Raw genomic sequence first — 15005 nt, forward strand, 5'->3', positions numbered from 1 at the left:
TGCTTTAACCTGTCTTGTCGGTGGCCTCGCCTTCGGCGTTTGCGGCCATCGCAATGCGGCGGATAAAAGCAACGCAGGTTTCTGGGGCCGTAATCGGTATCATGTGACCCAGCCCCTCAAGCCGTTCGTCTGTCAGGCCGAACTGCGTCATGGGGGCGGCATGCGCCTCGGGCGAGAGGATGGCGTCTTCTTGGCCGTACAGGATGCCGCCGGGAACTTTCAGATCCGGGTAGCGCGCGACCTGCGCGTCCATGCTGTCGTCAATGCCCGCAACATCCTGTGACGCGGTAACGAAAGCCGTCGGGCGCAGACCCAAGGCACCGCCCGCGCGATCCAGAAAATCTTCGGGCGCGGGCTCGGGGCCGAACACGATGCCCAGAGTATGAGGGGCGGTTTTTGCCGCCATTGGCACCGCGATCGTGTTTCCGATGAAGCTGCGCAGCCATTCCGTTCGGATCGCCAGCGGTTTGAAAACGTCAGGCGGCCCCGGCATGACTTGCGTCAACGGGGCCAGCAGCGCCAGCGCCTTTATCTTGCCAGGATTGTCCAGTGCCATGGCCAGTGACACTGCCCCGCCCAGAGAATGTCCGACCAAGACGGCATTTTCCACGCCCTTGGCGTCCAGCAGCTCTTGTATCATCCGGCCCTGTTGGTGCAGTTGGCCCAGATCGCCCGTGTCGCGCGTCGAATACCCGCAGCCGGGGCGGTCGACCGCAATGACGTGGTAGTCATCGGCCATCATGTCGACCATCGCATAGGTGAAATGCTGCAACTGCCCGGCCAGACCGTGGATCATCACAATGGTCTGTTTTGCAGGATCGCCCGCCTCGACATAGTGAATACTGCCGCCTTGTACCGGTGCGATCTGACCAAGTTGCGGAACCCGCTTCAAGCCATCCTGTGTCAGCTTTCGGGTCCAGAGGTTCATGGCCCCGAAAAATGCTGCGATCAAAAGAACGATAATCAAAAAGGTGGTCATCTCAATGCTCTCCACTTTGGGTCGGGACGACCGAGTATTGCTCGATCCCGGACCGCGCCATGCGCTTTTCATATTCTGATACGGTGCCGGGCCAGAGGGTTGTGTTGCGGCCCTTGGCATCCTGATACCAGGACGTGCACCCACCGGCTTGCCAGACACTGTCTACGTGCCTGTCCTGCATTTCCTGCAGGAAAGCTGCCTGCTTTTCTGCATCCGGCGTGATGGTCTGGGTGCCATTGCTGTTCATTTCGTCCAAGATACGCCCGATATGGCGCACTTGTGCCTCGATCATCAGAACGACCGAATTATGACCCAACCCGGTATGGGGGCCCAGCAGGATAAAGAAATTCGGAAATCCGGCGATAGCTGTGCCCAGATTGGCCTTCATCCCGTCGGACCACGCGTCCCGCAAGCTCAGGCCATTTGTTCCATTGATTTTCAGAAATTCGACCGATTCCGTGACATTGAACCCGGTGCCCCAGATCAGGATATCGGCCTTGGTACGCGTGCCGTCAGAGGCGATGATCTGATCGCCTTCGATTGCGGCCACACCCCGCGGTACGACCGTTACGTTGTCGCGTGCAAGGGCAGGGTACCAGTCGTTAGAACTGAGGATGCGTTTGCAGCCGATCTGATAGTCGGGCGTCAGCATGGCGTGCTGGGCTGGGTCCGAGATCGCTTTTTCCAGCGAATTGCGCCACATCTTCATGGCAAAGTTGACGGCCCCCTTGTCGCCGCGAAAGACCCGGTGGCGATATTCGAAAACCAGATAAATCATTTTTCGGCGAAGCCGGGGTAATATCGGCAGGCGTTGATACAGGCGGCGGACCCACGGCGCGATCGGTCCATCTGGGCGGGGCAGCACATAAGGCGCGGTGCGCTGAAAGATCGTGACTTGGGCTGCCATCTTCGCGATCTCAGGGACGAACTGGACAGCCGAAGCGCCTGTTCCTACAACCGCGATACGTTTGCCTGCGAGGGGAACATCGTGGTTCCACTGGGCCGAATGAAAGCTGGGGCCGGGAAAGCTGTCTGCGCCGGGAATGTTTGGAATACTGGGGATATGCAGGGCGCCTATGGCAGAAACAAGAAATCGGGCCGACCAGAGCTGACCCTCGTGGGTTTCGACCTGCCAACGCGCTCCGTCCCACCGCGCCGCCTTCAGGCGCTGGTGAAAATGGCACAGGTCGTAAAGCCCTTCGTCCTGTGCGACTTTTTGTAGATACGCCTGTATCTCGGCCCCGCCCGCATAGGCGCGGCTCCAGTCAGGGTTCAGATGCGTGGCCATGGAATACAGGTGCGAAGGCACATCGCAGGCCACACCGGGATAGGTGTTCTCGCGCCAGGTCCCGCCGATATCGCCTGCCTTTTCAAGGATCGCGATTTTGGTGATCCCTCGCTTTCGCGCCTCGATCGCCATGATCAGACCCGAGAACCCCGCGCCAACGATCAGCATATTCGTTTCATGTTCCATGCGTCCGCCCCTCCCAAAGCGACCGTGGTGGTGCGATCAGGATATAAACTGCACAGGCACGTGGATAGGGTCCCGTAGGGTCAGGTGCTAATCCAAAAAGTCCAACCGATGCGCACGCCCATATGCAGCCAGTCGCGCGTTCAAGGCGTCTGCCTCGGCTGCGCCGAATTCCAGTGCAAAGACAAAGGCGTGGGTCAAATAAAAACAGGCCGCGTCGATGTCCTGCGCGGTCTCACACTCGTCAGCGGCCATGGTATAATAGCGGATCAAGGCGTCAAAATCATTGCGATCATGCGCCTCAAGTAACAGACGGTCTAGATCTGTCTTGTCCATTCGGTCTCCGTCAGGACGGTCGGCGCGGGCCGACCGGTTTGTGGTTTTATTCCGCGCGACCGTTTTCGATCTGTGTTGCGACCCAGTGATGGAAGTTATGCGTCGGCCCGTCCATCGCGGGTGAGAAGCGACCGCCGTCGAACAGAACACCATGGCGGCCTTTCTGCATTCCTTCGACAACAAAGACGTCTTCTTCGAACACGGTTTTCCAGAGTTGCGCGTTCGAGGCGCGCAGGCCGTCATGCTGGGGTGTGTCTTCGATGCTTTTGGCATAGTACAGTTCGATATGCTCGACCGTGTTTTCCTGATCGACGGGTTCCAGCACGATTGCAAAGGCATGGTCGCGCTGCACGCCCAGCAGGACATTCGGATAGAGCGCCACATACTCCGCGCCCTCATCCCATTGGTCGCTGAGGCCTTCAAAGTCCTCGAAGGTTGCGCCGTCCTGATCGGTCAGTTGCCGATAGACCAGCGTGCCCTGACCGGAATAATGCCCGCGCTTTTCGATATTGTAGTGATCCTCAAGCCGGGAATAGCTGTTCAGGCCGGGGTGGACCCACGGCAAGTGATAGCTTTCGCAATAGTTCTCGACCGCCAGTTTCCAGTTGGTCTTGACCTCCAGTTTGAACGAGGATGTCTCGCCGCCGTGATACACGGGCTGGTCAAATTCCTTCCAACGCTCCAGCAAAGCGGCATGGGCGTCCTCGAAGGCAGGGGCATTGCCGTCCACGTTCACAAAGATCACGTCGCGCCAGACATAGGATCGCACGCGGACCAGCCCCAGGTTCTTGCGGTCAACATCCTCGTGGGTGTTGTGGCCGGGGCCGCCCACATGTGGGGTCGCGCGCAATTCCCCTTTCAGGCTGTAACACCAGCTATGGTAGGGGCAGCGGATCGCGCCGCCGATTTTGCGGGGGGTATCGACCAGAATCATGCCACGGTGGCGGCAGGTGTTCTGGAAAACGCCGACCTCTCCGTCGCGGTCGCGCACGATCAGCAGGGGCATTCCCAGAAAGTCGACCGGCTTGGCGTCGCCTTCTTCGGGCACATCCTTGCCGAACCCGATCCCGGACCAGTTCGCATACAAGACCGATTTCCGTTCTTCGGCGAAAACGGCCGGGTCGATATAATGTTCGTTAGGCAGGCCGTTGGCGACATTTACATCGGCCAGGACGGAGGACAGCGGGCTATGCTTGTTCATCGGGCTCTCCTGAAGGTGTGCTGGATGCGTTTTATCTGTATTGGCGGAAGGGAAGGGCACCACACAACATCAGAAATCCTCATCAAAGAGTGATTTCACCTAAACCGAACCGTTCTGCACCTCTTGAATGATCCAATTCTTCAGGGCGCGCGCGCTGTCGGACAGGTCTTCATCGGGACGACCGACAAGGTAGAACTGGTTTGGCGCGGTCAGTTGATGCGGACCGATTGTGACCAATTTGCCGGATTGCAGCATCGGCTGGATTAGCCGCTGCCATCCCAGCGCCAACCCTGCCCCCTTGCGGGCAAGCTGCAAGGCAACCGAATAGCTGTTTACGCGAGATTCAATTGGAATTGTGCCGCTATACCCCAATTGCTGAAACCATTCTGGCCAGGTTGTCCAGCTACGGTCTTCGGACTCTAGGTGAATTAACCGCTCGGCTGCAAGTTCATCCAAACTGGCGCCGATCAGTCGGTCGGCGACCTCGGGGCTGGCGACCGGCACCAAATGATCGCGGAACAAAGGCGTATTCGTCAGGCTGGGATCACTGTCACGGCCATAGCGGATAAAGAAGTCAACATCCGGCCTGTCGCGAAAGGCGCGATCCTGAGACAATTGATCAACGTTGACCTCGGGCATGTCGCGCCAGAACCGGATGACAGCCGGGGACAGCCACAGGGCGGCAACGGCCGTGGTCGATCCCACCGTGACCTTTCCGACCGAAGCTCGATTCCGGATTGCGCCCAGAGTTTTCGAGACACGCGTGAAAGAGGATGACAGTGCCTCGTACAAGGCTTTTCCATCTTCGGTCAGATCAACGCCCCGGTGTTTTCGTTGGAAAAGGGCTGTGCCCAGATCGCCCTCAAGCGCCTTGATCTGGTGGCTGACCGCGCCGGGAGTGACCGAGAGTTCCTCGGCTGCGTTCTTAAAGCTCAGGTGCCGCGCTGCGGCCTCGAACGCGGATAAGGTGGTCAACGGCGGGAGGCTATAGTGGCGTCTGGACATGATGGGTGGCAATCATCGGCGGGTTTTGGATTACTTTCATTCACCTCAGTATTGGTAATTCGACGGGTGAAAGCCAGTCAGCATTTAAGAGTATAGCGGATCGTTTTCTGGTCAATGTCGCTTCTTGCAAACAGATATCGCAATCAGTGACGTGCGTGGCCTGCGAATCCTCCAGTCTGGGGGCAAGATCGGAGGATTGCCCCATGAACATTCGCACCGCCACCCGCGCAGGAGGCCGTTCCGCCCGCCGCGCCCTGCGCACCGCGCCCAATTTCGACATGCTGCCCGGCCTGACCCGTGGCATCCCCTTGTGTGAGGTGATGGACGGCGCGCAGGTTGAACGCATCGACAATGCCTCAATGGATATTCTCGAGAATGTGGGTGTCCAGTTCCGCGATCCCATCGCGTTGGAGGATTGGAAGAGGGTTGGCGCCAAGGTCGAGGGTGAGATGGTCTATCTGGATCGCGGGTTGGTGCGCGATTTAATCGCCACCATCCCCAGCGATTTCACCTATCACGCGCGTGATCCGAAAAAGAATGTGCGGCTGGGCGGGCCGCATTCGATCTTTGTGCCGATGACCGGCGCGCCCTTCCTGCGCGATCTTGAGGATGTGCGCCGCAATCCGACGCTGGACGATCTGGCGATGTTCCACAAGTTGGCCCACATGCTGCCTGCGCTTCATTCCAGCGCCCATCACATCGTCGAACCCTATGACCACCCGATTAGCCAGCGCCATCTGCGGATCACCTATTCGTCGATGAAACATTCAGACAAGACCTTCATGGGCATGACTACCAGCCCTAAAAACGCCGAGGACGTGATGGAGATGTGCGCCATCCTGTTCGGCGAGGAGTACCTAGAGGATCACCCGGTCACCACCGGCAACTGTAACGGCAACTCGCCTTTGGTTTGGGATGAAACGATGCTGGGGGCCATGCGGGCCTTTTGTCGCCGCAACCAACCGGTGCTGTGTTCGCCCTTCGTACTAGGTGGGGCGAATACACCGGCATCCGTTCCCGCCACAGTGGCGCAGTTGAACGCCGAGGCGCTGAGCGCGCTGGCCTATACGCAGGTCATCCGCAAGGGTGCGCCCGCGATCTACGGGCATTACTTGTCGACCGTCTCGATGAAGTCCGGTGCGCCGATGGCAGGCACGCCCGAGATCAGCCTAATGAACTTTATGATTGGCCAGATGGCACGGCATTACGACGTGCCGTGGCGCACCTCGAACACTTTGGGCGGAGCCAAGACTTTTGACGCGCAGGCTGGATACGAGTCTGCCACCACGTTGCAGGCGGTGGTCCATGCAGGTGCCAACTATATATGGCACAGCGCGGGTTGGAATGAGGCCGGGATGCACTGTTCCGTCGCAAAGTTCATCGTCGATGCGGAACAATGCGCAATGGCCTATCGCATGGCCGAAGGGCCGAAATGGGATGATTTCGATCAGGCCTTCGCCGCTGTTCCCGATGTCGGCCCCGGCGGACACTATCTGGGCCATCCGCATACGCAGGACAATTTCCAAAGCGCCTTTTTCATGCCTGAGATGTTCGACAACAACTCGATCGAGCAGTGGCAGGCCGAAGGCAGCGTCGAGATCACCGAACGCGCCCTGACCCGGGCCAAGACCCTGCTGGCCGAATACCAGGAACCGAAACTGGATGAGGCCAAGAACGAAGCGCTGCTGGATTATATCGCCCGACGGGAACAGGAAATCCCGGCGGCGGATGAGTTGAACCAAAGCTATTGAAAAGCGGTGGGTCCGTTCATTCGTCGCGGGCCCGCCATTCCTTCCACCGTAATACTGCATTCGCACCAAGCTCGCGGAAGGGCTGCGGGGGCAGGCGTTTGGGGGGGTGCTCTGCTTCGAAGTGCCGGGTGATGTCCGAGCTGTGTCCGCAGGCGCGCTCGGCCGCTGCGATACCTGTCAGCGTCCCGCGTGCGGTGCCCAGCCCGTTCTGGACGCAGCCGGAAAAGACACCCGGTTCGATCTGTCGCGCGACGGACACACCATTAAGGCTCAGACACAGATGGCCCGCCCATTGGTACTGCATTGGCAGGCCTGCCAACTGTGGAAAACGCTGATTAAACTTGCGCTGCATGACTCGCGAGGCGCGTTCAAGATCGCGCGCCGTCGCGGCCATGCCAGGACGCAGCGCGGCGCAGGTCCGGGTAACGATACGGTTGCCGCCCTGACCTGTATCTATCCGCCGCATCGTCGTGCCCATCGGGTCAGACGGGGTTACACCCCAGCGCGTCTGACCGCCGATACGGGCCATTTGGTCCACGTCCAACTCGGGCGTCATGGCAGCAAAAAGAAACAGTTGCATCAGTCGGTCGGTCTCAATCCCGAAGCTTTCCAGATGACCGTTCACCGTCAGGATTACCGTGCCCGTGCTGACCGACCCGCGCACCGTTTGTACCTGCCACGCGCCGCCTTGTTTCTGAAACCCAGTGACGGCCGAGTTCTCGAATACCGCGACCCCATCCCCGACAAGCCCAGCCGCCAAACCGCGCACATAGCCCGCCGGTTGCAACATCACCGTCCCCGGTGTGAAAAGACCCGAGCGATAGTGGCGCGATCCGGTCAACTCATACATTTGCTGTGGGTCCAGCATTTCACTGTTTTCGCCCAGACTGGCCAGATGCTGTGTGTAGCTTTTGTTATGGTCATGCCCGGCTGCACTGGCCGCGCCGTTCACTTTGCCCGCCGCAGCGAAATAGTTCGGGTCGATCCGGTATTGCTCGACGGCCTCACGCGCGAACGCAATAGCGCGGCGGTTCAATGCGATCATCGCCCGGTCATCGCCCGCGCCCGCATAATCGTCCGAGGCCAGATCATGCGGCAGGTCGATCATAAAGCCCGAGTTCCGCCCTGCCGCGCCTTCGGCCACACGCCCCGCTTCCAGCACTACGATCTTGGCACTGGGCTGCAGTTGCGTCAGACGCCGGGCTGCGGACAGCCCGGCAAACCCCGCGCCGATGATGGTGAAATCAGCGGTTATGGTGTCGACCAGTTCCCGCGCGGGCGGGGGATCGCCCAGAAGGACGCTCCACGCCGCAGGCCCACGGTGCAGGGGCAGGGTGCGGGCGGTGTACCTGCTCAATCCACGGCCTCATCCGAGTCATCGGCCAGATCAATCCAGATTGTCTTTAGTTGGGTGTATTGATCATGGGCGTGAACCGAGTTGTCGCGCCCGCCAAAGCCGGATTGCTTGTAGCCGCCGAAGGGCGTGGTGATGTCGCCCTCGCCAAAGCTGTTCACCGTGACCGTACCGGCCCGGATCGCCCGAGCGCCGCGAATGGCGCGTTTGACATTGGCCGTGAAGATCGAAGCACATAGGCCATACTCAGTGTCATTGGCGATCTTGATGGCCTCGTCAAAGCCCGAGACTTTAATCACCGACAGCACGGGGCCGAAGATTTCCTCGCGCGCCAAAACTGCGTCGTTGCCGGGCACCTCAACCACCGTGGCCTCGACAAACCCGTCCTTGGCAGTGCCGCCGATCACGACATTCCCGACCTGTTCCAGATAGCCGCAGACCTTGGTGAAATGCCCCTCGCTGACCAGCGCGCCCATGCGGGTTTCCGGGTTCAGAGGGTCGCCAATATTCCACTGTTTCGCGTGATGCGCGATGCGTTCCAGCAGTTCGGCCTTCACGTCCTTATGCACGATCAACCGGGACGAGGCCGAGCAGTTCTCGCCCATATTCCAGAACGCGCCGTTGACGACATGCGCGGCCACACGGTCCAGATTTTCGGCATCCTCCATCACGATGGCGGGGTTCTTGCCGCCCATCTCAAGCACCACCTCTTTGGCGTTGCTTTCCGCCGAATAGGTCAGGAACCGCTTGCCGGTGACGGTGGAACCGGTGAAGGACACCATGTCGATATCCATATGTCGCCCGATGGGCTCGCCTACCTCGGCCCCGCCACCCGGAACAATGTTCAGCACGCCGCGCGGCAGACCGGCCTCCATCGCCAGTTCGGCCAAACGCAGGGCTGTCAAAGTGGTCTCAGCCGCCGGTTTCACCACCACCGAACAACCCGCCGCCAAGGCTGGCCCGATCTTCCACGCCAGCATCAGCAGGGGGAAGTTCCAAGGCAGCACCAGCCCCACAACGCCAATCGGTTCACGCACCACCATGGCGATGTGGTCGTCGCTGGCCGGCGAGACCTGATCGTAGATTTTGTCGATCGCTTCGGCGTGCCATTTCAGGCAGTGGATCGTCTCGGGGACGTCCACGGTTTCGCAGTCATAGATGGTCTTGCCGCTGTCGATGCTCTCCATCACCGCCAGTTCACGGGCGTTGCGGGTCATCAGCTTGCACAGACGTATCAGAACGTCCTTGCGCTCGGACGGGTGGAGTTTCGACCAGCAGCCATCTTCAAACGCTTCGCGCGCCTTTTCGACGGCAAAATCCACGTCTGCGGCACCGCAGGCGGCGATATCGGTCAATTTCTCACCTGTCGCGGGGTTCACCGTCTCGAACGTCTGGCCCGAGATCGCGGGGCGATAGCTGCCGTCGATGAAGGCCCCGGTGGGCAGGTCCAGCCCTGCGGCGATGGATGTGTATTCGTCCTGTGTCAGCAGTTCCATTGCCTTACCCCTCAGCCACGATGTCAGCGATTGTCTTTTTCAGCACCCGTGTCACCTGTTCCAGCGCGCGCTTGTCATCCTTGTTCAACCCCTTCAGCGGGGGCCGCATCCCCCCCGCATCAATCCCGTTCATGGTCACGCCGTGCTTGATCGTCTGGATGAATTTACCGCCCTGTTCCAGCACCCGCATTAGAGGCATCATCGCCGACATGATCCGGCGGCCCTTGGCGAAATCCCCTTCGATCACGCAAGCCTGATACAGCGCCACATGCTCGGCAGGTAGAAAATTCGATCCGCCGCAAACCCAGAAGGGCGCGCCCCATGCAAAGAACTCCAACGCCTGATCATCCATGCCACATCCCAGTTGGATATGCGGATAGTCCCGCGCCAGCAGATGCACCCGGTTGATATCGCCCGAGCTTTCCTTGATGCCGCAGAAGTTTCGGCTGCGGCCAACTCGGTCAAGGAACTCTTCTCCCATCATCGTGCCGGTGCGGTGCGGATAGTTATACAGCATCACGGGCAGGTCAGCGGCCTTGTCGATGGCCAGCGCGTTCAAGGCGTTTTCCCGGTCGGTGGGCACCGCATAGGGCGGGCTGGCCAGCAGGATCGCATCCGCGCCAATCTCACGCGCGCCCGAGGCCAGAGCAATCGAATCCGCCGTCAGCATCGCGCCGGTGCCGACAACCAAGGGCAGGCGGCCCTTCAACTGCTGATGCGTAAACTTCGCAAGCTCTAACCGTTCCTCAACGGTCTGGGCATAATTCTCACCGGTGGACCCGCCCGAGATCAGGCCATGCACGCCATTCTCGATCAGGTACTCAATTACCTGCGCTAGAGCGTCCCAATTCACGGACTCATCGGCTTGATGGGGCGTGATTACGGGGGTGTAAATCCCCTCAAACTTGAAAATTGGGTTCATTGCATCCTCATGCAGGTTTCGACAGAGGCGCGCCCATAGGCACATCAAGCGCGTCGGGCATTACGAACAGTTCGATCTGATCGCGCGACAGGTTCCAGTGGTCGTCGGCTAGCTGCGCAGCCGCCGCCTCATCGCCCGCCTCGATGGCGGCGATGATGGCGTCATGCTGCTGGCTGGCCTGGGACAGGTTTTCGGTCATCTTGGTGGTTTGAGGGCGATAGAACGTCATCCCGATCCGGGCGTGGTCAATCAGCAGGCGGTTGAACGAGGGCAGAAGGTAGACATTGCCCGACATCTCTCCGGTCACGTCGTGGAAACGGTTGTTGGCCAATGCGCGGTCTTCGGCGGACCCAGCGCGCAAGGCCGCCTTGAACGACTGCTGCGCGTCTTTCAGCGCGTCGATCTGCGCGCGTGTCGCGTTCTGGGCCGCCAGCCGCAGGATGGCGCCGTAAACCATCGGCGCGGCCAGAAAGAAATCGCGCAGGGTGGTATATGACATCTCGGACACACGCGCGGATCGGTTGGTGCGCAGGCCCAGATACCCTTCACCGGCCAATTGCCGGAACACCTCGCGCAGCGGGGTCCGCGACAGGCCGAACGCATCCGACAGATGCGCCTCGTCCAGATCGGTGCCGGGTTGCAGGCGCAGGGTCAGGATGCCGACCCTCAGATGTTCGGTCAATTCCGCTTTGCGGGATTTGGCGTCGTCTTTCATCCGGTTCCCCCCAGTCAAACACGATTCGTGTTGGGTCTTCCCTTCTGTATTCGAAAAAAATACAAAATGTATACAGAAAAGAATCGTGCAGCATGAAACACGCCCAACTAGACGGAACACCCAATGCGCCAAACCCGGCACATCACCTTCATCCTGATCGAGGAGTTTTCACACCTTGCCTTTTCATGCGCGGTCGAGCCGCTGCGGATCGCAAATCTCGTCAGCGAGGAACAGCTTTATGACTGGACGCTGGTTTCAGAGGATGGTGAACGCGCAGTCTGTTCCAATGAACTGGTGACGTTAGTGCATGGCAGGCTGGACGATCTGCCGAAGACCGACCAGCTTTTTGTGTTGTCCGGCATCCATATGCGCAACCACGTCACACGCCCTTTGCTGGCGACCCTACGCCGCGAACGGGCGCGGGGAACGGCGATCGGTGCGCTATGTTCCGGGGCGTGGCTTTTGGCCGAGGCCGGTTTTCTGGATGGAATGCAGGCGGCAATTCATTGGGAATATCACGACGCCTTTATGGAGGCCTTCCCCGAAGTGAACCTTGTCCGCAGCGTTTTTGTGGCAGATGAAAAGCACATTACCGCGTCCGGCGGTACGGCCACAGCCGACCTGATGTTGCACTTGATCGAGCGCGACCACGGCGAGGAACTGGCCATCGCGGTGGCTGACCAGATGGTTTACAACGCCGTGCGCAATGCCACCGCAAAACAGCGCGTTTCGTTGCAATCCAGAAACGGGATGCGCAACGCGCATTTGGCGAAAGCCATCCACATCATGCGAGATTGTATTGAGGCACCTATGTCTCCGTCGCAGATTGCCGAAGACCTTGGCATTTCGACCCGGCAACTTGAGCGACTGTTTGGAAAATACCTGAATACGTCCCCCAAGAAATATTTTATGGAATTACGTCTGGAGCGGGCGCAGAAATTGCTGTTGCAAACCGAAGCGTCGGTCACCGAGGTGGCGATGGCCTGTGGGTTCGAAAGCCCGGGCCATTTCTCAAGGGTGTATCGGTCGAGTTTCGGCGTCACCCCGCATGCTCAAAAAAGCAAGATCGATTAAGTCGCTATGATGGGGGAGCTGCACTGCCCTTGGGCGAGTCGGGCTGGGCAGGCGCTCACCCCCTTAGTCCCGCTCGTACCCCCTCGTTAAAGTCTTACTGGTAAACAAATCCGCGGGATTGAACTGGTATAGGCGGTGAAATAGGCATAACTGGTACCAGATCATGTCCGTTTTGAGGGCATTTTGCGTAGGAACGCTTGATTCTGTTGCACGGTTCGGCCGGTGATTGGGGAGAGCCGCGTCACGTCGAAAACAAACATAGAGCGGATATGTTTGCGTTAAACGCCCATTTGTGTCATTTTTGTAATTGCCAGAAATCGAGGAATTACAGCGAAATAAGGCAGAAAAAAACATTAGAATGAACTTTGAGTTTCCCATGTCCTCATCAAGGGTTTTTACCGGAGGGCTAAAATGAATTTTGAAACACAAGACGCCGCAGTGAGTTCAGCATCGTGCGGTGTTCCTACAAAAATGCGCGAACGTCAGATCTGTCAGGCATCCTCGGCGGCAGAAGCAGCGTTTGAACAGATTGCGCGCGCTGCCTCTTTCGGTGCGGGTTTGACGGGTGAGTTCCAAAAACGCGTTTTCTCCATTTTCCGGTGGTATTTTCTTTCAGCCTTTTGCACGCGGATGCTTTCAGAGTCAGTGCATCGGTTGGAGCATCAGACGTTGCAGGTATCTATGGATATCTACAGCGCCGTCAGCATGGTCCTGACGGAAAGCGAAATCGAGGAATCGATGGCGCTTGTCCGCACGGAACGCACCTCTTTGACATTGGGTCGGGCGAACGACATTGGCGCCAGGGGTCATACGGTTGGCTGGGTCGCCGCTGGTTTGCATGAAAAAGGCCGCGAATTTCCCGGTGAGATTGAGAATGCCCTGGCGGGTGCGCTGGCTGCGTCCAAGCGATTGAACTGACGCCACCGGCGGCAAACGGCCCCGCTTACGCAGGCTGGAACCCTCGCTAACAATCGGGCGGTTTACGCTACAGAAGCGCCGGGCAGGATTGAGTAATCAACATCCTACTCCCGGGCTTCTAACAGACCCCAGGTTTCGCCTCCAAAGCCGCCATTGAACAAAAAACGGAATCTGGCTGACAGCATGTCGGTCTCGGCCGCGGATGTCAGGCCGTCGCCCTTGAAGTCACCCAAGGAAAAGATGAAATACAGCTCTCCGGTGTCGGTAATTTGGCCGACACCCTCGGCCCGTTGTTGGTTTTCGTCGTCGGAAATAATCGTCCAGTGCAGGCGTGCATAGTTCTTCAGGTCTTCCTCGGCCTGAATCGAGAGGATTCCGTTGTAGCAGCACTGTTCTTCGACATATGTGTTTGTCGCGTTGTCAAAATAGCCGTCGAAATACCCCTCCACAAAATACGTGCCGACGATCCGCTCAACGTCTTCGATGGGTTGCATCGTCATCGGGACACCCGGCTCTAAGCCCGATTCTGGATCGCAGTCGCGGCTTTCAAGTGAACCGTCAGGCATGATCGTGTCGCACAGGATCGCGTTTCGCAGCGTTTTCTTGGCGACTTCAAAGTTCTTTTTCAGGGTTTTCTCTTTCTGAGCGTGCTCGGGGTCGTGGATTTCCTCGATAAAACTGGCATTGGTCAGATCCGCTCCACTGAGATCGGTACCCAGAAACGAAGTCCCGATCAGGTAAGAATCATCCAGCAACGCCCCTTGCAGATCAGCCCAGTTGAAATCGGCGCCATCCAGAAATGCCGCCTTGAAGTCTGCGTTGCGCAAAAATGTTTCCGACAAGTCTGCGTTTCGAATATCGGCGGCCCAGAAATTAGCGCCTTCCATGGACGAACCCCGGAAATTCGCGCGGCGCAAATCTGCGGCCTCCAGATTGGCCCCTCTCAGAAAGGAACACCTCAGAATTGCGCCGGTCAGCCCTGCACCACGCAGTTGGGTATTCACCAGATAGGCGCCTGTCATTTCTGCGCCGATCAGGTTCGCGGAACTAAGGTTGGCCCCCCGTAGATCCGAGTTGACCAAAATGGCCGAGGACAGGTTGGCATTGCGAAGATCGGCTTCGCGCATGTCCACTTCGGTCAGTTCGACGGCTTGCAGATCCGCGTTGGCTAGGGACACCCCGATCAGCTTGGTATCCTCCAAGGAAAGAAACGCGCGATTATCAGCTTTCGTCGTCGATTGCGGCGAACAATCATTGCTTTGATAGAACGGTACGACTGTTGCCGGCTGCCTGTGAACAATGAGGTTGGCATCTTTCAGAAACTGAACAACCAGACCCTGCCGTTCGCGGTTGATTTCCCGCATGATGGTCTGTGTTTTGGTTCTTGCGATCGCCAATACCGCCGGTCTAACCCAGACCTTTCCCAAGGACTGCTCCAACTGAAGCTCGCCGATCGCATCGAAATACGCCTGCAGCGCGTTGGTCTGCAATCGGCTTTCATCCCTTTCGCGTTGCCGGAGCGTTTCCTGCTGTTGAATTTCGTTCTGACGTTTGACCGAAATATCGTTCAGCAAGAATCCACCCACCGCCAGAACAAAAGGCACGATCAAAAGGTTTAGCACATCCCACAGCGTGCGACCCTGAAACCCCGACCAATTCGCACTGAGCGGAGCGCCGCAAGACGAACAGGTTCCGGACGCAATATCCGTAAGCTGACCGCAATTGGAACATTTGGTCGTTTGGGGTGGCCGTTTCGTACCCATCCGTCGCTCTCGTTCTTCGG

13 protein-coding genes are annotated in these 15005 nt (G+C 58.5%); 3 read left to right on the forward strand and 10 right to left on the reverse strand.

Translation table 11 applies throughout. The features are described from left to right. Positions 1 to 4: 4 nt before the first annotated feature. From RUESEDTHA_RS14210 to RUESEDTHA_RS14230, 5 genes are all read right to left on the reverse strand, one after another. Complete coding sequence (locus RUESEDTHA_RS14210; protein ID WP_180887441.1) at positions 5 to 979, reverse strand: alpha/beta fold hydrolase; 975 nt, start codon at positions 977 to 979, stop codon at positions 5 to 7. A gap of 1 nt (position 980) precedes the next feature. Continuing rightward, positions 981 to 2453 (reverse strand): NAD(P)/FAD-dependent oxidoreductase, encoded by a 1473-nt coding sequence (locus RUESEDTHA_RS14215; protein ID WP_180887442.1) that lies wholly within the window; start codon positions 2451 to 2453, stop codon positions 981 to 983. Between the two features lie 87 nt (positions 2454 to 2540). Continuing rightward, complete coding sequence (locus RUESEDTHA_RS14220; protein ID WP_180887443.1) at positions 2541 to 2786, reverse strand: hypothetical protein; 246 nt, start codon at positions 2784 to 2786, stop codon at positions 2541 to 2543. A gap of 46 nt (positions 2787 to 2832) precedes the next feature. After that, on the reverse strand, positions 2833 to 3987 hold the full coding sequence (locus tag RUESEDTHA_RS14225; protein ID WP_180887444.1) for an aromatic ring-hydroxylating dioxygenase subunit alpha: 1155 nt from the start codon (positions 3985 to 3987) through the stop codon (positions 2833 to 2835). Positions 3988 to 4086: 99 nt separating this feature from the next. Next, positions 4087 to 4992, reverse strand: coding sequence for a LysR substrate-binding domain-containing protein (locus tag RUESEDTHA_RS14230; RefSeq protein WP_180887445.1), 906 nt, complete (start codon positions 4990 to 4992; stop codon positions 4087 to 4089). Between the two features lie 203 nt (positions 4993 to 5195). Between RUESEDTHA_RS14230 and RUESEDTHA_RS14235 the strand changes: the two genes are divergently transcribed. Next, positions 5196 to 6743, forward strand: coding sequence for a trimethylamine methyltransferase family protein (locus RUESEDTHA_RS14235; protein ID WP_180887446.1), 1548 nt, complete (start codon positions 5196 to 5198; stop codon positions 6741 to 6743). Between the two features lie 16 nt (positions 6744 to 6759). Here the strand turns inward: RUESEDTHA_RS14235 and RUESEDTHA_RS14240 are convergent, their stop codons facing one another. Genes RUESEDTHA_RS14240 through RUESEDTHA_RS14255 form a run of 4 tightly spaced genes read right to left on the reverse strand, consistent with a single transcriptional unit; the run spans position 6760 to position 11230 of the window. Next, positions 6760 to 8100, reverse strand: a complete 1341-nt coding sequence (locus RUESEDTHA_RS14240) for an FAD-binding oxidoreductase (protein ID WP_180887447.1) — start codon at positions 8098 to 8100, stop codon at positions 6760 to 6762. After that, entirely contained in the window at positions 8097 to 9593 is a 1497-nt protein-coding gene (locus RUESEDTHA_RS14245; RefSeq protein WP_180887448.1) for an aldehyde dehydrogenase, read from the reverse strand. The genes RUESEDTHA_RS14240 and RUESEDTHA_RS14245 overlap by 4 nt, the downstream gene beginning before the upstream one ends. A gap of 4 nt (positions 9594 to 9597) precedes the next feature. Then, complete coding sequence (locus tag RUESEDTHA_RS14250) at positions 9598 to 10515, reverse strand: dihydrodipicolinate synthase family protein (protein WP_180887449.1); 918 nt, start codon at positions 10513 to 10515, stop codon at positions 9598 to 9600. Positions 10516 to 10522: 7 nt separating this feature from the next. Then, a complete protein-coding gene (locus RUESEDTHA_RS14255; RefSeq protein ID WP_180887450.1) occupies positions 10523 to 11230 on the reverse strand; it encodes a GntR family transcriptional regulator in 708 nt (235 codons plus the stop codon). A gap of 123 nt (positions 11231 to 11353) precedes the next feature. On the opposite strand from RUESEDTHA_RS14255, the gene RUESEDTHA_RS14260 reads away from it, so the two are divergent. Together RUESEDTHA_RS14260 and RUESEDTHA_RS14265 are read left to right on the forward strand one after the other, a co-directional pair. Then, complete coding sequence (locus RUESEDTHA_RS14260) at positions 11354 to 12304, forward strand: GlxA family transcriptional regulator (RefSeq protein ID WP_180887451.1); 951 nt, start codon at positions 11354 to 11356, stop codon at positions 12302 to 12304. A 411-nt stretch (positions 12305 to 12715) separates the two neighbouring features. Further along, positions 12716 to 13222 carry a hypothetical protein gene (locus tag RUESEDTHA_RS14265; protein ID WP_180887452.1) on the forward strand — a complete coding sequence of 169 codons (507 nt, stop codon included), beginning with the start codon at positions 12716 to 12718 and terminating at the stop codon, positions 13220 to 13222. Between the two features lie 104 nt (positions 13223 to 13326). Here the strand turns inward: RUESEDTHA_RS14265 and RUESEDTHA_RS14270 are convergent, their stop codons facing one another. Beyond that, on the reverse strand, positions 13327 to 14985 hold the full coding sequence (locus RUESEDTHA_RS14270; protein ID WP_180887453.1) for a pentapeptide repeat-containing protein: 1659 nt from the start codon (positions 14983 to 14985) through the stop codon (positions 13327 to 13329). Between the last annotated feature and the right edge of the window lie 20 nt (positions 14986 to 15005).

It is taken from the genome of Ruegeria sp. THAF57 (assembly GCF_903914075.1).
Taxonomy (GTDB): domain Bacteria; phylum Pseudomonadota; class Alphaproteobacteria; order Rhodobacterales; family Rhodobacteraceae; genus Ruegeria.

Coding starts and splice junctions, on each gene's coding strand:
- RUESEDTHA_RS14210 (WP_180887441.1), bottom strand. CDS start 979: ATGACCACCTTTTTGATTATCGTTCTTTTGATCGCAGCATTTTTCGGG.
- RUESEDTHA_RS14215 (WP_180887442.1), bottom strand. CDS start 2,453: ATGGAACATGAAACGAATATGCTGATCGTTGGCGCGGGGTTCTCGGGT.
- RUESEDTHA_RS14220 (WP_180887443.1), bottom strand. CDS start 2,786: ATGGACAAGACAGATCTAGACCGTCTGTTACTTGAGGCGCATGATCGC.
- RUESEDTHA_RS14225 (WP_180887444.1), bottom strand. CDS start 3,987: ATGAACAAGCATAGCCCGCTGTCCTCCGTCCTGGCCGATGTAAATGTC.
- RUESEDTHA_RS14230 (WP_180887445.1), bottom strand. CDS start 4,992: ATGTCCAGACGCCACTATAGCCTCCCGCCGTTGACCACCTTATCCGCG.
- RUESEDTHA_RS14235 (WP_180887446.1), top strand. CDS start 5,196: ATGAACATTCGCACCGCCACCCGCGCAGGAGGCCGTTCCGCCCGCCGC.
- RUESEDTHA_RS14245 (WP_180887448.1), bottom strand. CDS start 9,593: ATGGAACTGCTGACACAGGACGAATACACATCCATCGCCGCAGGGCTG.
- RUESEDTHA_RS14250 (WP_180887449.1), bottom strand. CDS start 10,515: ATGAACCCAATTTTCAAGTTTGAGGGGATTTACACCCCCGTAATCACG.
- RUESEDTHA_RS14255 (WP_180887450.1), bottom strand. CDS start 11,230: ATGAAAGACGACGCCAAATCCCGCAAAGCGGAATTGACCGAACATCTG.
- RUESEDTHA_RS14260 (WP_180887451.1), top strand. CDS start 11,354: ATGCGCCAAACCCGGCACATCACCTTCATCCTGATCGAGGAGTTTTCA.
- RUESEDTHA_RS14265 (WP_180887452.1), top strand. CDS start 12,716: ATGAATTTTGAAACACAAGACGCCGCAGTGAGTTCAGCATCGTGCGGT.
- RUESEDTHA_RS14270 (WP_180887453.1), bottom strand. CDS start 14,985: ATGGGTACGAAACGGCCACCCCAAACGACCAAATGTTCCAATTGCGGT.